The organism is Streptomyces sp. NPDC047002, assembly GCF_040704505.1.
GTDB lineage: Bacteria > Actinomycetota > Actinomycetes > Streptomycetales > Streptomycetaceae > Streptomyces.
In genome coordinates this window covers 26044-44594 of the sequence record NZ_JBEYWC010000031.1, presented here as the reverse complement: position 1 = coordinate 44594, position 18551 = coordinate 26044, and the positions used below count along the sequence as shown (strand labels likewise).

Below are 18551 nucleotides of genomic sequence, written 5' to 3'. Positions count from 1 at the left end.
CCCGGGACCGCTGAGGCTGAGGGGCCGCGCCGGCCGCGTGGGGCGGGCCCGCGGCGGCGCGGTCCCGCCGCGGCGGCGTGCGCCCCGGCAGCGGGGCACGCGGCCCCGAAGACGACCGGATCGGGGGACGCGGGTCCCGCGGCGCCGGGCGGCGAGGGCGCCGCGGTGCGCGGGCCGTACGGGGGGCGGCTGCCCGGCGGCGGTCCGCCCCTCGCAGGAGGGGCCGGGTACGGCCGGCAGGGTGAGGCTGCGGCCGGGGCCGGGCGGCGGGCGGGCGCGGGGGGTACCAGATGCGGTTGACGTGGTGTGAGGGACCTTCCCCCGCCCGGCGGAACCCCACGGACCGACCAGAGGTGAGCTGCCATGCCCGTACGCCCCGCACACCCCCCGCACCCCGTGCGCCCCGAGTGCCCCGTACGCCCCGTGCGGTCCGGGCGCCGGGCCCGGCGCGCCGCGGGCCTGCTGGCCGCCGCGGCCCTGGCGGCGGCCGCGCTCTGCGGGATGTGCGGGTGCGGGGCCGCAGGGCGCCCGGCCGCGTCCGGCGGCCACCAGCAGGCGGCGCCGCCCGCGGCCGGCGCGGCCGAGGACCCCGCCGACCGGCACCTCGCGGCGCGCGCGGTGGCGCCCGCCGCGGGGCCGCCGGGGCTGCGGGCCGCGCCGGGCCCGCTCGAGGCCGGCGGCGCCGCGGTCCACCGGCAGCTGCCCGGCCTCGGCCCGCGCACCCTCGCCGAGGTGCCCGCGAGCGCCCGCCAGGTCGTGGTCGTCAAGGGCAGGGACGTGGACTCGCCGCGGGCGCGGCTCGTCGCGTACCGCCTCACCGGCGCCGGCTGGGTCACCGACGCCGACTGGCGGGCGCGCAACGCGCGCGACGGCTGGACGCAGGACCACCACGACGACGACCTGCGCTCACCGATCGGCGTCTACGGCCTCACCGACGCGGGCGGCCGGCTGCCCGACCCCGGCAGCCGCCTGCCGTACGACGAGTCCCCCGACTTCGCGACCGAGGGCACCGGCTTCGAGGGCGAGTCCCTCGCGCACGCCTTCGACTACGTCGTCGCCATCAACTACAACCGCGTCGCGGGCGTCTCCCCGCTCGACCTCGGGCGCCCCCTGGGCGAGGGCCGCGGCGGCGGCATCTGGTTCCACGTCGACCACGGCGGTCCCACCCACGGCTGCGTCGCGCTCCCCGAGGACCACATGAAGCAACTCCTCCGTCTCCTCGACCCGACCCTGCACCCGGTCGTCGTCATGGGCGACGCGGCCTCACTGACCCGCTGACCCCCTGACAACAGACTGACGGGGCGCCCGGGGCCCGGGGGAGACCCGGGCGCCCCACCCACCCCTACGCACCAGGCCCCCGAAAGGTTCAACTCCCGCCGTCTCCGGCCTCCTCGCGCCCCTCGGGCACCGCGTACCCCGGCACGGACGGTCGGCGCACCGTGACCACCACGAACTCCTCCTCGGCGCACCACGAGTGGTCCACGCCGCGGCCCCACAGCACGTAGTCGCCCTGCCGCGCGAGCAGCACCGTACGGTCCCTGAACTCCACCAGGAACCGCCCGCCGACCAGCAGGAGCAGCGTGGTCCTCGCCTCGCGGGCCACCCATCCCCGCCCAGGGGCGCCGTCCACCTCCGCGTTGCCGACGTGGACGACGGGGCTCCCGGCAGCGCCGCGCGGCCGGGCGCGGCAGGGGTCCGCCCCCGTGCCGCCCTGATGCGGGCGGTGCGGGGGCGGGGGACGGGCGGGCGTGCGGGGCCCGTGCGGCTCAGACGTACGCCGCGGGCGCCGGGGCCGGTGCGGCGGGGGCGGTGCGGGCGCGTACGGCGGCCAGGCGGCCGCGGGCGACGATGGTGCCGAGGCGGAAGACGACCTCGGCGAAGGCCATCAGGATCAGCGCGACCACCCAGGCCTGGGCGCTGGTGATGTCGTGGTCGGCGGAGAAGCGGGCGAGGTGCGCGCCGCCCGAGGCGTGCGTGGACCAGATCGCGAAGCCGAGGCGGAAGCCCATGCTCAGCACCCAGAGCGCCGCGGCGCCGAGCGTGGCCCTGACCCGGACGTGTCCCTCCGCGTGCCTGACCCGGGTGAGCAGGCCGCCCGCGAGGCCGAAGGCGGCGCCGGTGCCGGCGAAGGCGAGGGCCAGCGCGAGGTCGTTGCCCGCGGTGGGTATCGAGTGCAGGTACTGGCCGGCCGCCCAGCCGATGATGGCCAGCGGCAGCAGGATCGTGCGTACGGTCAGCTTCTCCTCGCGGAGCTGGCGGAACACGATGAGGACGAGCGCGATGTCGATGAACCAGTCGGTGAGCGTCATGCTGTCGAGCATCCGCTCCGCCGGCGTTCTCGCGATCAACCCCGGGGTGGAACAACGGGTGGAAATCGGCCCTCCACCCCCTCAGCCCGCGGTGCCGCGCGATCCTCGCGGGTCTGCGCGCGGGCCGCAGCCACGTCGGCGGGGCGTGGGCGCCTGCGGGCCGTGGGCGAGGGTGATCGTCACCTCGTACGGCAGCCCCTCGGGCGCGACCGTGCAGGGGCCGAGGGCGACATGCCAGGTGCCGGGCCGTGCGGGAAAGGCTTCGCGGGTCATGAGGGGATGCTCCCCGGGTTCACGCTCGGGGGGACGGCCGCCGCGGCACGATCCGCCGCCCCGGCGACCCGCGGGTTGCCGCACGGCGACCGCCGCACGGCGCGCACCCGACACCCCCGGCCGCCACCCCGACGACCCCGCCGGCCTTCCCGCCCCGCCCCGCCGCGCTCGCGGCCGGGCCCGGGCCCGGGCCCGGCCGCGAGCACCGCCTCTGACCTCGGGGTGTGTGGCCCGTCACCTGTTCTGGCGGTGGGGCGTGGGCTCCGTATGCTCGAAGGATGACTACGCACGTGCCCGAGGGGTCAGGGGCCGCCGCAGGGCGGCCCACCGCCAACTCCATGCGCCGCGCCCTGAAACGTGCCCGTGACGGCGTCGCCCTCGACGTCGGCGAGGCCGCCGTGCTGCTCCAGGCCAGGGGGGACGACCTGACCGGCCTCGCCGCCTCCGCCGCCCGCGTCAGGGACGCCGGCCTCGCGGCCGCCGGGCGCGCCGGGATCATCACGTACTCCCGCAAGGTCTTCATCCCGTTGACGCGGCTGTGCCGCGACAAGTGCCACTACTGCACCTTCGTCACCGTGCCAGGCAAGCTGCGCCGCGCAGGCCACGGCATGTTCCTCTCGCCCGACGAGGTCCTCGCGATCGCCCGCGAGGGCGCCGCGCTCGGCTGCAAGGAGGCGCTGTTCACGCTCGGCGACAAGCCGGAGGAGCGCTGGCCGGAGGCGCGCGCGTGGCTGGAGGCCGAGGGGTACGACGACACCCTCGCCTACGTGCGCGCCATGGCGATCCGCGTGCTGGAGGAGACCGGGCTGCTGCCCCACCTCAACCCGGGCGTCATGTCCTGGACCGACCTCCAGCGCCTCAAGCCGGTCGCCCCCTCGATGGGGATGATGCTGGAGACCACCGCGACGCGCCTGTGGTCCGAGCCCGGCGGCCCGCATCACGGCTCGCCCGACAAGGAGCCCGCCGTGCGGCTGCGCGTCCTGGAGGACGCGGGCCGCTCCAACGTGCCGTTCACCACCGGCGTCCTGATCGGCATCGGCGAGTCGTACGAGGAGCGCGCCGACGCCCTCTTCGAGCTGCGCCGCACCGCGCGTGCCTACCACGGCATCCAGGAAGTCATCGTGCAGAACTTCCGCGCCAAGCCGGACACGGCGATGCGCGGCATGCCCGACGCCGAACTGGAGGAGCTGGCCGCCGCGATCGCCGTCGCCCGGCACATCCTCGGCCCTTCCGCCCGCATCCAGGCCCCGCCCAACCTCGTCGACGCCGAGTACGCGCTGCTCATCCGCGCGGGCATCGACGACTGGGGCGGCGTCTCGCCGCTCACCCCCGACCACGTCAACCCGGAGCGGCCCTGGCCGCACATCGACGAACTCGCCGCGAAGACCGCGGAGTCGGGCTTTCAGCTGCGGGAACGCCTCACGATCTACCCGGAGTTCATCCAGCGCGGCGAGCCCTGGCTCGACCCGCGGCTGCTGCCGCACGTCACCGCGCTCGCCGACCCTGAGACCGGCCTCGCCCGCGAGGGCGCGGTCCCCGCGGGGCTGCCCTGGCAGGAGCCCGACGAGGTGTTCACCTCCACCGGCAGGACCGACCTGCACCGCACCATCGACACCGAGGGCCGCACCGGCGACCGCCGCGACGACTTCGACGTGGTGTACGGGGACTGGGAGGCGCTGCGCGAGGCCGCGGCGCCCGGCATGGCGCCCGAGCGTATCGACGGCGACGTGCGCCAGGCGCTCGGCCAGGCGGCCGACGACCCGACGAGGCTCACCGACGAGCAGGCCCTCGCCCTCTTCCACGCGGACGGCCCCGCGCTCGACGCGCTGACCCGCATCGCCGACGAACTGCGCAGGGACGTGGTCGGTGACGACGTCACGTACATCGTCACCCGCAACATCAACTTCACCAACGTCTGCTACACCGGCTGCCGGTTCTGCGCGTTCGCGCAGCGCCGCACCGACGCCGACGCGTACACCCTCTCCCTCTCCCAGGTCGCCGACCGTGCGGAACAGGCCTGGGACGTGGGCGCGGTGGAGGTCTGCATGCAGGGCGGCATCCACCCCGACCTGCCGGGCACCGCCTACTTCGACATCGCGCGGGCCGTCAAGGAGCGCGTGCCGGGCATGCACGTGCACGCGTTCTCGCCGATGGAGGTCGTCAACGGCGCCACCCGCACGGGGCTTTCGATCCGCGAGTGGCTGACCGCGGCGAAGGAGGCCGGACTCGGCTCGATCCCCGGCACCGCCGCCGAGATCCTCGACGACGAGGTCCGCTGGATCCTCACCAAGGGCAAACTGCCCACCGCCACCTGGATCGAGGTCGTGCGGACCGCGCACGAGCTCGGCATCCGCTCGTCGTCCACGATGATGTACGGGCACGTCGACCAGCCACGCCACTGGCTCGGCCACCTGCGCACCCTCGCCGGCATCCAGCAGGAGACCGGCGGCTTCACGGAGTTCGTGACGCTGCCGTTCATCCACACCAACGCGCCCGTCTACCTCGCGGGCATCGCGCGCCCGGGGCCCACCGACCGCGACAACCGGGCGGTGACGGCGATGGCCCGCCTGCTGCTGCACCCGTACATCCCCAACATCCAGACGAGTTGGGTGAAGCTCGGCACCGAGGGCGCGGCCGAAATGCTGCGCTCCGGCGCCAACGACCTCGGCGGCACGCTGATGGAGGAGACCATCTCCCGGATGGCCGGGTCGAGTTACGGCTCGTACCGGTCCATCGAGGACCTCCGGGCCATCGCGCAGGCCGCGGGCCGCCCCGCCCGGCCGCGCACCACCCTGTACGGCGAGGTCCCCGAGGAGCGCGTACGGGCCGCCTCGGCTTCCGACGGCCATCTTCCCCAACTGCTGCCGCTGGTCGCCGAGTGAGGCCGTGCCGGGCCCCGGGACGGTAGGTTTCTCCGCCGGGGCCCGGAAGGCCCGCGGGTCGAGGGCTGCCTGACGTGGGGAGTGACGGGTGAGCGCGGTGTGGGGCCGGGCCGAGCAGCTGGACTTCCGCAGCCGGGTGCGCGGCTGCCTGCTCGGCGGCGCGATCGGCGACGCGCTGGGCGCGGGCGCCCCGCGCCCGGGCGCGCCCCCCGAGCCCGGCTCGCTGCCCGCCGAGGTCGACCTCGTGCCCGCGTACGGCAGGCGCGGCGCGGTGACCTGGGCGACCCAGCTGACGATGTTCACCGTCGACGGCCTGATCCGCGCGCAGATCCGCCGCGAGCGCGGCCACTGGCACCCGCCGACCGACGTCCACAGGGCGCACCGCCGCTGGTACGCCACGCAGCGCGACTGGGGCCCCGACGAGCGGCGCGCCGACAACGGGTGGCTCGCGCTCGAAGAGTGGCTCTACGCGCGCCGCGACCCGGCGCGCCCGCTGCTGCTCGGCCTCGGCGACGAGGCGATGGGCACCACCGTGACCCCGAAGAACCCGCGGGCCCGGGACGCCGGCGCCGCCCTGCGCTCGGCGCCGTTCGGCCTGCTCGTGGGCTGGGAGCCGGAGTTGGTCTCCCTGCTCGCCGACGAGTGCGCGGTGCACACGCACGGCCACCCGGCGGCGCGCGGGACCGCCTCCGCGTACGCGGTGATCGTGCACGGCCTCGCACGTCGCGCCCCGCTGGAGGCCGCCGTCGGCGCCGCGCTCGGGCTGCTCGCGGGGCAGCAGGGCGCCGAGCCCGTCGGCAGGGCGCTCGAAGAGGCCCTGGAGAGCGTGCGCGCCGGGGTGCCCGACGTGCACCGGGTGGCCGCGCTCGGCGGCAGCGGCGGCGCGGAGGACGCGCTCGCCGTCGCCGTCTACTGCGCGCTCGTCGCCGAGGACGTACGGCACGGCCTCTCGCTGGCCGCCGCGGGCCCCACGGCCGCGGCCGCGGCCCCGCTGTGCGGCGCCCTGCTCGGCGCCTGGCACGGCGAGACGGCCCTGCCGCCGTTGTGGCTCGCCGAACTCGAAGGCCGGGCGACCCTGTTGGAGCTGGCCGACGACTTCGCCATGGAACTCACCCAGGCCCAGGCCCTGCACGGCCCCGGCACCCGCGAGGAGGCGTGGCTGCGGCGCTACCCGGTCGGCTGAGCCCCGGCCCGCACGTGCCGCACGCCGCGGGGAGGTGCGGCGTGCGGCACGTGCGGACCGGCGGCGCAGGGGCCCCCGCGGAACCCGCGGCCCTGCCGCGGGTGCGCGGGCCGGGGCCGGGTGCGCGGGCCCGGGGGGCCCGCCGGGCGCCCCCGGGATCAGGCGCGGGTGTCGGGCCCCGAGGTCACGTCGGCGCCCGCTGCCCTGCCCCCGGCCTGCTGCGGCGGCACCGCGGCCGCGCCCGCCGCGTCCGGCCCCGGGCCGTCCTCGTTGATCTTCGTGAGCAGCGCGTCGAGGCCCGGCGCCTCCTGCGGACGCAGGAAGCCGAGGCAGATGTAGAGCACCAGCGAGATCGCGCACGGCACCGACACCTGGTACTCCAGGCCGACGCCGCCCTCGACCGCCCAGTTGATCGGGTAGTTGACCAGCCAGAACGCGATCAGGCCCGCCGCCCAGCTGGTGATGGCCGCGAAGGGCCCCGAGCGGCGGAACGCGCGCAGCATGCCGAGCATGAACGGGATGGCGATCGGGCCCATCAGACCCGCGACCCATTTGATCACGACGGTGATGATGTCCTTGAACGTGGGCGAGTTGACCTGCGTGGCCACCGCCATCGACAGCGCGAGGAACGCCAGCGTCGAGAGCCGCGCCGCGATCAGGGCCGCCCGGTTCGACCAGGCGCGGGCCGACGCGGAGAGCACCGGCGCCAGGTCGCGGGTGAAGACCGCGGAGATCGCGTTCGCGTCGCCCGAGCACATCGCCATGGTGTGCGAGAAGAAGCCCACGACGATCAGGCCGAGCAGCCCGTGCGGGATCAGCTGCTCGGTCAGCAGCGCGTACGCGTCGGAGGAGTCCGGCTTCACGGCGTGCACCAGCAGCGGCGCGCACCACATGGGGAAGAACAGCACCAGCGGCCAGACCAGCCACAGCGCGGCCGACAGCGTCGCCGACCTGCTCGCCTCGCGGGGCGTGCGCGTCGCCATGTAGCGCTGCGCCTGGTTCCACATGCCGCCGTTGTACTCGAAGGTCTTGATGAACAGGAACGCCACCAGGAAGATCCCGGTGTACGGGCCCGCGGTCGGATTCCCGTGGCCCGCGGGCAGCTTGTCCCACACCGTCCACAGCGTGCTGAAGCCGCCGAGCTTGGCCATCACCGCGACGAGCATCGCGATGCCCGCGACGAACTGGATGATGAACTGGCCGAGTTCGGTCAGCGCGTCCGCCCACAGGCCGCCGACCGTGCAGTACAGCGCCGTGATCGCGCCGGTGATCATGATGCCCTGGGTGAGCGAGAGCCCGGTGAACACCGACAACAGGGTGGCGATCGCGGCCCACTTGGACGCCACGTCGACGATCTTCAGCAACAGGCCCGACCAGGCAAGGAGTTGCTGCGTCTTCACGTCGTAGCGGTCCTTGAGGTACTCCAGCGGCGACGCCACGTGGAGCCGGGCCCGCAGCCGGTTGAGCCGCGGCGCGAACAGCTTGATGCCGATCGCCACGCCCACCGCGATCGGGAAGGACCACGTCCAGAAGGACGTGACGCCGTAGGTGTAGGCGATGCCCGCGTAGCCGGTGAACATCACCGCGCTGTAGCCGGACATGTGGTGCGAGATGCCCGAGAGCCACCACGGCATCCGGCCGCCCGCGGTGAAGAAGTCGCCGACGTCGCCGACGCGCTTGTGCGACCACACACCGATCGCGATCATCACGGCGAAATACGCGATGAGCACGACCCAGTCGAGGCTGTTCATATGCCCCCTCCAGGGGTCCGCCTTGTGAACGTCCGGATGCTCTCTGCCGGTTGCTCTGCGGGCGGGGCCGCCGCCCCTGCGGGAAGGGGGACTCCGGGGGATTGAACCGTCAGGCCCGGGGGCTGGTCAAGGGTGATGCCGGTCAGGGATGTGAACCCGGATCAGCTAACCGAACGATTTTACTATCCCTTGACTTGGTAAAGAGTTGTCGTGCTCGTGAGCGCCGCCACACCATGGGTGAGCTCTCTGTCGGGCTCATGCCATGTGACGCCGTATGCCGGCCGTCGCGTGCGAACGAGGACGGCCGGGCGCGGGATGCGGGTCCCGCGGCGGCCGCGGAAGGGGGAACAGGCGGCCCTGCCCCGGGCACGGCCGAGCCCCCTCGGCCAGGACGGCGGACCGGTCGAGAGGGCTCCGAGAACTGCGGTGGGTCGGGCGGGTCAGAACCCGCCGCCGTGCACCTCGGTGACGAACGACGTCCACGAGGTGGGGGAGAAGGCGATCGAGGGGCCCTGGGGAGCCTTCGAGTCACGGACGTCGACCGTCAGGACCTCGGGGGACCTGACCTCGACGCACGCACCGTTCCCGCCCGAGTAGGACGACTTGGTCCACGTCTCCGTGGCGCCCTGAAGGATTGCCATGCTTCTTCACTCCGGTTCGGCAAGTGGTGTGAAAACACGCCAACTTTCTGCTGGCGCGATCGACGCTACTCGCCCGGCCTCGTGGACGGGACGGCCGTTCACTCGTTTGGGTGGCATATTCCAGGGGGATGGTCTGATCATCGCCCTCCTCGGTGTACTCTCCCCGCACCCCGAACAACGCCCAAGATCAACACCCTTCTGAGAGGTGCTACTTGGCGGTGTAGTCCTTCGCGATCGCGGAGATGAAGTCCCGCGTCTGCTCGACGTTGAGGGCCTGCGCGCGCAGGTGCTCGTACATCACGCTGTACCGCTGGACGTCGTTGGCCTTCTCCAGGTACAGGTCGCTCGTGACACCCTCGATGTAGACGACGCTGGAGTCCGAGGCGTCGGGGAACTCCAGGATCGCGTAGTGCCCGCTGATGCCCGGGTGCGCGCCCATCTCGAACGGCAGTACCTGCACGGTCACATGGGGCAGGTGCGATTGCTCGATCAGGTGCTCCAGCTGCTCCCGCATGAGCTGCTTGCCGCCCACGACCCGGCGCAGCGCCGCCTCGTCGACCACGGCCCACAGCCGCAGCGGCGACTCGCCGTCCTTGATGCGGTCCTGCCGCCGCATCCGCACGCCCACGCGCTTGTCCACGTCGGCCTTGCTGTACTCGGGCAGGGCGCCCGTGACGAGCGCCTCCGCGTAGTCCCGCGTCTGGAGCAGCCCCGGCACCACCTGGGGCTCGTACACCCGCAGCGACGCCGCGTCGGTCTCCAGGCCGATGTAGACGCTGTACGGGATGTCGCCGAAGGCGTGCCACCATCCTTGCTGGCGCGAATCCTTCGCCATCTGCATCAGCGAATCGACAATGCGGCGGTCGTCGACCTCGTACACCCCGCACAGGTCGCGCACATCGCGCTGGCTGATCGACCTGCGTCCGTTCTCCAGCCGGCTGATCTTCGACTGGGAGACGAGCAGGCGCTCCGCGACCTCTTCGGCCGTCATGCCCCGCTGCTCGCGGAGCCTGCGCAGCTCCTGGCCCAATCGGCGTCGCCTGACAGTGGGGTTGACGTTGGACGCCACGGGGACTGCACCTCCGGTGGAAGGGGGTCGGCACGCCGCCCTGCGGCCGCGGCGAGCGGCCGGCCGTGCGGCGGTAGCTGTACGTATCTACTGCTCAGCAGATTGCCATCGATCGGCCCGGTCGCGCTGGGAAACGGCGAGACAGGCCCGCGCGGGCGCCCGGTCCGTGCGCACGCGCGCGCGGGGCAGTCCGGCGATCGGACTGCCCCGCGCGCGGGGTTGCGGCTCCCGGACCGGCTCCGGGCGTCGGTACGGCGTGCGGTGCGTGCGGCGCGGGCCCGCGAGGGCGCCCGCGCCCGCCGTTCGTTGGGCCGCGGCCCTGCGGCCGCCCGCCGGGATGCCCGTACGGGCGCCTCAGCGGGCGCCACGGGCTCCGTACGGGCGGCGGCGCGCCTCCGGTGCCGCGCGCGACCCGCACGGCACCGGACACTCCCTAGTGCGCCGGCACGCGGGCCATGCCCCCGCTCCGGCTCGGCTGCATCGGGACGCCTCCGGGACGCCCGCCCGCGCTCTGGCCGGTGGCGGCCGCCCCCTGGGCGGGCGCGCGGCGCGGCGGGGCCGCGACGCCGTTCTGCACGTCCATCACGGCGTGCGCGACGAGACCGCCCATGGGGTCGTGCCTGATCAGGTCCCGGAGCCTGGAGCGCGATGAGCGCCCTTCGTTCCCCGGGTACAGGTGCTTGCCGAGACCGACCGCGTGGGCCAGCGCGGCGAGCGCCGCGGTCCGCGGGTCCGGCGGTACGCCGGTGCGGATCGCACTGTCGAGCCGGGCCCTGATCTCCCGGCTGACCGCCGTGTCCGTCGCTTGGTAGCGCGTCGTCGGCAGCACCCCGCACATCTGGCCCGCCACGGCATGCACCATGCCGCACCGCTCCAGGTGCGTGAGATACGTCTGGCGCAGCCCCAGGCGGGGCCCGCCGATCCAGTGCACGGCCCGGACCGGGCTGCCGCGTCTGCGCAGCAGCTCCAGTGCGGAGTCCAGCGTCGGATCTCCGGTCGGCCGTGGCATCACCACGGCGATACGATCCCCGTCAGGGGCTATCCGTCCTGCCATCGCCAGCTCTACTAGCTGTGCTCCGGCCAGGCCGAGGTCGAGCGACTGCGGCTGCGCTGTGGTACCCGTGGTCGGGTCCAGAGCGAGCAGCAGAAGCTCCTCCGGAATTGTTCTGCGGCTCCTGCCCATCCATGCCTCCCCGCGTGGATGAATGACAGGGTGACCCCTCTCACATTGGTCTGTCGAGAGCGCCTGGGTGCTTTGTGCGGGAACCGTTATGTATGTCGTTCTCGTCTAGGACACGGGCGCAGGTCCCGAACGGGAAACTGGGAGACGGTCCTGACAGCGCGGTCCGGTGCGGGTAGGCGCCGTACGGCGGAGCGATACGAAGGAGACACGGTGGCGGGCGAGTCCCCCGGCAAGTCGGAACAGCACAAGGCGTCGGGGGAGACGGGCCCGGACGAACGCGAGGCGGGCGCGAGCGGCCCGGAGGGCGCTGCGAACGTTGCGGAAGCGAACACCGAGGCCGAGTCCGACGCCGAAGCGGCCATAACCGCCGCCCCCGGGGCGGCCGACGCGACGGCCGCCGCGGGCGCCAACGCCAAGGGGGCGCGCGCCGCCGGCACCACGGTGGCGGACCCCGGCCCCGCCGCCCGCCCGGCCCCGGCGCCCGCCGACGCGGAGCCGTCCGACACCGGCGCGGGCCCGGCGCCCGCTGGCGCGGTCCCGGCAGACACCGGCGCGGGCACCGCGAAGGTCCCCGACGCGCGCTCGGGCGGCGCCGACGCGGGCCGCGCGCCGACGGCCCCCGAGGCGGAGGAGGCCGCGCCCGCCGCCGCCTCGAAGCCCCCGGCTTCCGACGAGGACGGCCCGGCCGCTGAGGCCCCCGAGGCGGCCACCGCCGCCCCGAAGGCCCCGGGCGCCGACGCCTCCGGCACCGAGGCCCCGGGCGGCAAGCCTTCCGCCGGCGGGCCTGACACCCCGAAGGCCACGGCTGCTTCGGCCTCCGGCGCGCAGGCCGCCGCCCCGAAGACCCCGGGCCGCAAGGCTCCCGGCGCGAAGAGCTCCGGCGGTGACGCCCCCGGCGCCGAGACACCCGACACGCAGGCCCCGGGCGGCAAGCCTTCCGCCGGCGAGGCTGGCGCCGCGAAGGCTCCGGCTGCTTCGGCCTCCGGCGCGCAGGCCGCCGCCCCGAAGACCCCGGGCCGCAAGGCTCCCGGCGCGAAGACCTCCGGCGGTGACGCCCCCGGCGCCGAGACACCCGACACGCAGGCCCCGGGCGGCAAGCCTTCCGCCGGCGGGCCTGACACCCCGAAGGCCCCGGCTGCTTCGGCCTCCGGCGCGCAGGCCGCCGCCCCGAAGGCCCCGGGCCGCAAGGCTCCCGGCGCGAAGACCTCCGGCGGGGGCGCCCCTGGCACGAAGGCGACGGGGGCCGCGTCCGCGGGCGGCGGGACTGCGGGCACGAAGCCCTCGGAGGCCCCGTCCCCCGAGGGCGGGGACGCCGACGCGAAGGGCTCCGGCGGCTCCGGCACGAAGGCTTCCGGTGGCGGGGCTCCCGCTCCGAAGGGCTCCGGTGGGAAGGAGGCTTCCGGCGGTGGGGCTCCCGGCCCGAAGGGCTCCGGGGGGAAGGCCGGCGGGGCGGCGGGTGCTGAGGGTGGGGTGGATCGGGCGACCACCGCGCTGCGGCGCGGGGTGGATCAGCCGACCACCGCGATCCGGGCGGTCTCCGTGCCGGGCGCGGCCGCGCAGCGGGACCAGCCGACGACCGCGCTGAAGCTGCCCGACGCGCCCGCGCTCAACAAGCGCGGGGGCGTCGAGGGCAGCACGTTCGTACCGCTCAAGCGCGATGACGCTGCGGGCGCGGAGGGCGCCGCGAGCGGGGGGCCCATCACCCCCGTCATCGACCCCGAGCGGACCGCCCAGCAGCCCGTACCGCCGAAGGACCCGCTCGACCTGCTCGCCGAGCTGACGAACACGCCGGACACGCCGGTCCGCGTGGTCGTGCGGCGGTTCAAGATCTGGACGCCGCTCGTCGTCCTGCTGGCGATCGTCTACGTCGTCGTGCAGGCCGTACGCCCGCTGCCGGCGCCGTCGTTGAAGCTGACCGCGTCCGCCACGTACAGCTTCGCGGGGAAGAAGCCGCAGCTGCCGTGGCCCTCCGAGGGCCAGGGCTACCTCGCGGCGCCCGGCCTCGGCACGATGGACTCGTTCGGCAAGGAGACCCCCGTACCGGTCGGCAGCGTGGCCAAGATGATGACCGCGTACCTCGTGCTCAAGGATCATCCGCTGAAGACCGGCGCCAAGGGCCCGTCGATCCCCGTCGACAAGCAGGCCGAGCAGGAGGGCGGGCTCGACAGCGAGGGCGAGTCGACGCTCAACACGATCAAGGCGGGCGACAAGCTCAGCCTCAAGGACGCGCTGTCCGCCCTGATGATCCCCTCGGCGAACAACGTCGCCCGCCTGCTGGCCCGCTGGGACGCGGGCTCGGAAGCGGCCTTCGTCAAGAAGATGAACGCCGAGGCGAAGTCGCTCGGCATGGACCACACCACGTACACGGACCCCTCGGGCCTCAAGTCGTCCACGGTGAGCACGGCCAAGGACCAGGTGGCGCTCGGCCAGAAGCTCGTCGGCATCCCCGCGCTCACCGCGATCACGGTCCTGCCGCAGTGGACCGACCCGTCGGGGCACACCTGGCGCAACTACAACACCCTCGTCCCGTACAACGGCGCGATCGGCCTGAAGACCGGCACGACCAACGCGGCGGGCGGCAACCTCGTGTTCGCCGCGCACAAGGTCGTCGACGGCAAGGACCAGCTGGTCGTCGGCGCGATCTTCGGCCAGCACAAGCCCGCCATCATCGACACCGTCAACGAGGTCAGCAAGACCGCGCTGCTCGCCGCAGAGGGCGAGCTGAAGCGGGCCGCCGTGGTCCGCAAGGGCCAGGTCGTCGGCGAGGTGGACGACGGGATGGGCGGCACGGTGCCGGTGGTCGCCACCGCCGACGCGAAGGCGGTCGGCTGGGGCGGCCTCACCGAGAAGCTGGCGCTCGACAACGGCTCCACGCCCGTCCCGCACGAGGCGAAGGCGGGCACCAGGGTCGGCACGCTGACCGTCGGCAACGGCCTCAGCTCCACGAAGATCCCGGTGGCGCTCCAGCGCGACCTGGCGGAACCGGGGCTCGGCGCCAAGCTCACCCACTTCTGAGCCCCCCGGCAGGGGCCGCGGCGGACTCCCGGCCGAGCGCCCTCCGAAACCCGCACCCGGCGGCGCCCCCTCCCCCCGGAGTAGGCCGCCGCCGGGTGCGGCGTGCCCTACGGCGCGGCGCGCCCGCGTGCTAGCGTCCCGAGGCGGGGGCGGGGAGTGTTCGGCAACTGTTCGGCGGGACGACGGCGTCCTTCCATGTGCCGGACCACCAAGGGGAGACGTGGAGTGCCGCAGTGACCACCGCCGAGCCGCCGCGGGCGGCGCTGCCGACGACACCCGCGGCCGGGCCCGCCACCGTCCCCGCACCGCGGGCGCCCTCGCCCTCGCCCTCGCCTGCGCCCGCCGCGGGCTTCCGCGCGTTCGCCCTGCGCCACCCCGTCCTGCTGACCGCGGGCGTGGCGCTCGCCGCGCACCTCGTCTGGTTCTTCTTCCTCGCGAACAGCGGCGGTGACATCGCCGCGCAGGACGCGTGGGCCGAGTTCGTCGGCAGGCACCCCGACTCGGCGTACAACCTCGCCTGGTACGGCGGCATGCACCCGGTCTCGTACAGCGTCGTCTCGCCGTACCTGATGTCGCTGCTCGGCGTGCGCTCGACGATGATCGTCGCGGGCACCGTCTCGTCCGCGCTGACCGCGCTCGTGCTGGTGCGCGTCAAGGCCGTGCGCAACCCCGTCGCCTGCTCCATGGCCGGCGTGTTCGCGTTCTTCTGCAACGCGATGTCGGGGCGCGTGACCTTCGGGCTCGGCGTGGTGTTCGCGCTCGGCGCGGTCGCCGCCGTGTTCTGCTGGCCGCACCGGTGGCGTACGAACCGGTGGTGGAAGGCGGCCGTCGCCGCGCCGCTCGCGGGCCTCGCGACGGCGGCGAGCCCGGTCGCGGGACTGTTCCTCGGGATCGTCGCCGTCGCCCTGTTCTGCTCCGGGCGGCGGCCGGGCGCGTACACGCTGGGGCTGCCGCCGCTGCTCGTCGAGGCGCTGTCCATCTGGCTGTTCCCGTTCTCCGGCACGCAGCCGATGTCGGTCGGCACGGCCGCGCTGCCCTTCCTGTTCGCCGCCGCCGTCTTCCTGCTCGTGCCGCGCGACTGGCGCACCGTGCGGATCGCGGCCGTCGTCTACGGGCTGGGCACGGTCGCCACCTGGGCGGTCGACTCGCAGATCGGCTCCAACGTCTCGCGGCTCGCGATGGTCGTGGGCGCGGTGGTGCTGCTCGCCGCGATCCCGTACACGGCGCTCGGCTCGCTGCGCTGGTGCGCGCTGGTCCTCGCGTTCGCCGGCGTCAACGTGTGGACGGGCTTCAAGGGCGTCGACGACATGGTGATCACCGCCCCCACCGCCTCGTGGACCCGTGAACTGGCACCGCTCGTGCACCAGTTGCAGAAGGCAGACGCGGCCAAGGGCCGGGTCGAGGTCGTGCCGGCCCGCAGCCACCGCGAGGCGTCCGCGCTCTCCCCGTACGTGAACCTCGCGCGCGGCTGGAACCGGCAGGCGGACATCGCCCGCAACCCGCTCTTCTACGACGACACGCTGACCGCGGACAACTACCGCGGCTGGCTCGACCGGTGGGCCGTGCACTTCGTCGTCCTGCCGCAGGGCAGGCCCGACGAGGGGGCGGCACGCGAGGCGGCGCTCGTCCGGCACGGCGAGCCGTACCTGCACAAGCTGTGGGGCGACGCCAACTGGCAGCTGTACGCGGTCAAGGACCCGATGCCGATGGCCGACCCGCCCGCCACGGTGGACCGCGCGGGCGCGGGCGAGCTGACGATCCGGGTGCGGCAGCCGGGCCGCGTGCTGATCAGGATCCCGTACTCGCCGTGGCTCGGCCTCGTCGACGCCCGGGGCAAGAGCCTGCCGCCGCCCGAGGAGACCCCCGCGTCCAAGGCGCGCGCCGCGCGCGGCGGCGCCGACGCCGACCTGCCGAAGGAGTACGTCAACCGGGCGGGCTGCCTGACGAAGGCGGACAAGGACGACGACGGCGACGAGTGGACGATCCTGCTCGCGCCGAAGCCGGGCGTGTACCGGCTCGCCGCCCCCTACCAGCTCCCACGCGGCACGGGCTGCCCACCGGAGCTGCGCTGACCCGCATTGCAGCCGCCCGCCGGTCACACCGGCCCCGGCTCGTAGGGCGTACGGGCGCGCCGACCCAGACGCGTACGGCGTACGAGCGCGCCGGCTCCGGGTGCTCCCGGGCGGCCCGTGGGCGCCGCACGCCCCCCGGGGCCGCCCGCGGGGCGAAAAGCGGGCGTTGTTCCACGGACGCGGGGCCGTTCCCGCTCAACGCGGACCCCGCGTTCTTCGTCACGTCCGCACCCCCTTGGGCGGAGAGCTTAGGCATGCCTAACCTAATCTCGCCCTGGCGCCAGCGGCCCCTGCTCTCTCTCGCCCTCCCCCTGGAACGGACTCCTCCAGTGACCACACCGGCCCCGACCACCGGCGGCGGCGCCCTCGCCGCTCCCTCGTCCCGCCCCGCCGGGCTCCCCGCGCTCCCCGCGCCCCGCGCGGCCCTCACCACCGGGCGGCTGCACGCCGCTGCCGCCGTCCGCATCGGGTTCGGCGTCCTGTGGGCCGTCGACGCGGTCTTCAAGTGGCTGCCCGGCTTCCTTCACGGCCAGACCCTCGGCGACGAACTCGGCAAGGCGGAGACGGTCAGGACCCCCGTCTTCCACCAGTGGCTCCAGCTGTGGCACGCCGTCGGCACCTCGTCGCCCGGCACGTTCGCCCTGGTGACCGCCGTCATCGAGTCCCTGATCGCGCTGGGGCTGCTGCTCGGCGCGTTCAGCAACCTCGTCTTCCTCGGCAGCGCCGTCTTCTCGTTCGGCATCTGGTCAGGAGCCGAGGGCTTCCACCTCCCGTGGAAGCAGGGCATGACCGACCTCGGCCCGTCCGTCGGCTACCTCTTCGCCTCGCTCGCGCTGTACTACGCCTTCGCGGGATCCACCTGGAGCCTGGACACCCGGCTGCGCCCCGCGCTCGGCCGCCTCGGCAGGCTCTGCGCCCCGCCCGCCTGAGCACCGCCCGCCTGACACCGCCCGCCCGGCGCGCAGGCCGCGCGCCGGGCCTCACGCCCCCGGCGGCGCGTCCTGCGCGCCCGGCTCCCGGCCCACCGCACGTACCGCCCAGCGCTGTTCGACCCGGGCGAGGCGCCAGTACGCGAGCGCGGCGGCCCACACGACCACGAAGAGGCCGACGATCACATAGCCGACGTTGCCCAGGTCGAGCCCCGCGATCCAGTCGGTGACGCCGTCGCGCAGGTCGAGCTTGTCGTGCAGGACGCCGACCAGCTCGATCGTGCCGATGAGGAACGCCACCGCGATGGACAGGCCGGTGATCGCCAGGTTGTAGAAGACCTTGCGCACCGGGTTCGCGAACGCCCACTGGTACGCGAAGTTCATGAACGTGCCGTCGAGCGTGTCGAACAGGCTCATGCCCGCGGCGAACAGCAGCGGCAGGCTCAGCACCGCGTACCAGGGCAGCCCGGCCGCCGCCCCGCTGCCCGCCATCACCATCAGCGTGACCTCGGTCGCCGTGTCGAAGCCGAGCCCGAAGAGGAAGCCGAGCGGGTACATCTGGCCGGGCCTCGTGATGGAGCCGGTGAAGCGGCGCAGGATGCGGTTCATGAACCCCCGCGCGTCGAGGTGCGCCTCCAGCTCGGCCTCGTCGAACCGGCCGTCCCGCATGGCCCCGAACACCCGCAGGATGCCCGCGAGCGCCACCAGGTTGAGCGCGGCGATCAGATAGAGGAAGCCGCCGGAGACGGACGTGCCGACCGTGCCGAGCGTCTTGTGCGCGCCCGAGTCGTCGTCCATCAGCACCCCGGCGAGGTGCGCGCCGCCCGCGACGAGCGCCGCCATCGCCACCACCACACTGGAGTGGCCGAGCGCGAACCAGAAGCCGACCGACACCGGCCGCTTCCCGTCCGCCATCAGCTTGCGCGTGGTGTTGTCGATGGCCGCTATGTGGTCGGCGTCGAAGGCGTGCCGCATGCCGAGGGTGTACGCGGTGACGCCGAGCCCGATGCCGAACGCCTTCGAGCCCACCTCGTAGTGGTGCGGCACGACCAGCAGGAACAGCACGCCGAACGCGACGACGTGCAGCCCGGCGATCGCCGCGAGCAGGCCGGCCGTGCGTACGGTGTCCTCCCGCCGCCAGGCGAAGGGGCCGGACGCGCGCGGGCCCGAGGCCGACGGGCCCCGCCCTTCGGCCTCCGACGCGGCTGTGGACAGGGGCACGCCCAAGACGTTCACGCTCCAGC

The 18551-nt window shown here is 74.4% G+C and carries 13 protein-coding genes and 1 pseudogene; 6 read left to right on the top strand and 8 right to left on the bottom strand.

Annotation, left to right across the window (positions count from 1 at the left end; translation table 11 throughout):
• The first annotated feature begins 363 nt into the window (after positions 1–363).
• Entirely contained in the window at positions 364–1278 is a 915-nt protein-coding gene (locus AB0910_RS24750) for a L,D-transpeptidase family protein (RefSeq protein WP_366746826.1), read from the top strand.
• A gap of 88 nt (positions 1279–1366) precedes the next feature.
• Here AB0910_RS24750 and AB0910_RS24745 read toward each other — a convergent pair.
• The 3 genes and pseudogenes from AB0910_RS24745 to AB0910_RS24735 form a co-directional block, all read right to left on the bottom strand.
• Positions 1367–1606, bottom strand: a pseudogene (locus AB0910_RS24745) (signal peptidase I); the annotation flags it as partial.
• A gap of 160 nt (positions 1607–1766) precedes the next feature.
• Positions 1767–2309, bottom strand: coding sequence for a hypothetical protein (locus AB0910_RS24740; protein ID WP_366746825.1), 543 nt, complete (start codon positions 2307–2309; stop codon positions 1767–1769).
• Positions 2310–2390: 81 nt separating this feature from the next.
• Positions 2391–2582: a hypothetical protein gene (locus AB0910_RS24735; RefSeq protein ID WP_366746866.1), complete on the bottom strand. Its 192-nt coding sequence runs from the start codon at positions 2580–2582 to the stop codon at positions 2391–2393.
• 278 nt (positions 2583–2860) lie between these two features.
• Here AB0910_RS24735 and AB0910_RS24730 point away from each other — a divergent pair, with 278 nt between their 5' ends.
• Together AB0910_RS24730 and AB0910_RS24725 are read left to right on the top strand one after the other, a co-directional pair.
• Positions 2861–5464: a bifunctional FO biosynthesis protein CofGH gene (locus AB0910_RS24730; protein ID WP_366746824.1), complete on the top strand. Its 2604-nt coding sequence runs from the start codon at positions 2861–2863 to the stop codon at positions 5462–5464.
• 88 nt (positions 5465–5552) lie between these two features.
• On the top strand, positions 5553–6647 hold the full coding sequence (locus AB0910_RS24725) for an ADP-ribosylglycohydrolase family protein (RefSeq protein ID WP_366746823.1): 1095 nt from the start codon (positions 5553–5555) through the stop codon (positions 6645–6647).
• 158 nt (positions 6648–6805) lie between these two features.
• On the opposite strand, the gene AB0910_RS24720 is transcribed toward AB0910_RS24725, so the two are convergent.
• The 4 genes from AB0910_RS24720 to AB0910_RS24705 all read right to left on the bottom strand — a co-directional run bounded on the left by AB0910_RS24720 (position 6806) and on the right by AB0910_RS24705 (position 11291).
• Entirely contained in the window at positions 6806–8398 is a 1593-nt protein-coding gene (locus AB0910_RS24720; protein WP_366746822.1) for a sodium:solute symporter family protein, read from the bottom strand.
• 440 nt (positions 8399–8838) lie between these two features.
• The gene (locus AB0910_RS24715) at positions 8839–9039 is read right to left on the bottom strand and encodes a DUF397 domain-containing protein (RefSeq protein WP_366746821.1); all 201 of its coding nucleotides are present in this window, start codon (positions 9037–9039) and stop codon (positions 8839–8841) included.
• A gap of 208 nt (positions 9040–9247) precedes the next feature.
• Complete coding sequence (locus tag AB0910_RS24710; protein ID WP_366746819.1) at positions 9248–10108, bottom strand: helix-turn-helix transcriptional regulator; 861 nt, start codon at positions 10106–10108, stop codon at positions 9248–9250.
• 433 nt (positions 10109–10541) lie between these two features.
• Positions 10542–11291, bottom strand: a complete 750-nt coding sequence (locus AB0910_RS24705; RefSeq protein WP_366746818.1) for a GPP34 family phosphoprotein — start codon at positions 11289–11291, stop codon at positions 10542–10544.
• A 210-nt stretch (positions 11292–11501) separates the two neighbouring features.
• On the opposite strand from AB0910_RS24705, the gene AB0910_RS24700 reads away from it, so the two are divergent.
• The 3 genes from AB0910_RS24700 to AB0910_RS24690 all read left to right on the top strand — a co-directional run bounded on the left by AB0910_RS24700 (position 11502) and on the right by AB0910_RS24690 (position 17307).
• On the top strand, positions 11502–14306 hold the full coding sequence (locus tag AB0910_RS24700; RefSeq protein ID WP_366746817.1) for a serine hydrolase: 2805 nt from the start codon (positions 11502–11504) through the stop codon (positions 14304–14306).
• A gap of 365 nt (positions 14307–14671) precedes the next feature.
• Positions 14672–16378, top strand: a complete 1707-nt coding sequence (locus AB0910_RS24695; RefSeq protein ID WP_366746860.1) for an MFS transporter — start codon at positions 14672–14674, stop codon at positions 16376–16378.
• A gap of 329 nt (positions 16379–16707) precedes the next feature.
• Positions 16708–17307, top strand: coding sequence for a hypothetical protein (locus tag AB0910_RS24690; RefSeq protein ID WP_366746816.1), 600 nt, complete (start codon positions 16708–16710; stop codon positions 17305–17307).
• Positions 17308–17358: 51 nt separating this feature from the next.
• Here AB0910_RS24690 and AB0910_RS24685 read toward each other — a convergent pair whose 3' ends face one another.
• Entirely contained in the window at positions 17359–18543 is a 1185-nt protein-coding gene (locus tag AB0910_RS24685) for a HoxN/HupN/NixA family nickel/cobalt transporter (RefSeq protein WP_366746815.1), read from the bottom strand.
• Positions 18544–18551: the final 8 nt, after the last annotated feature.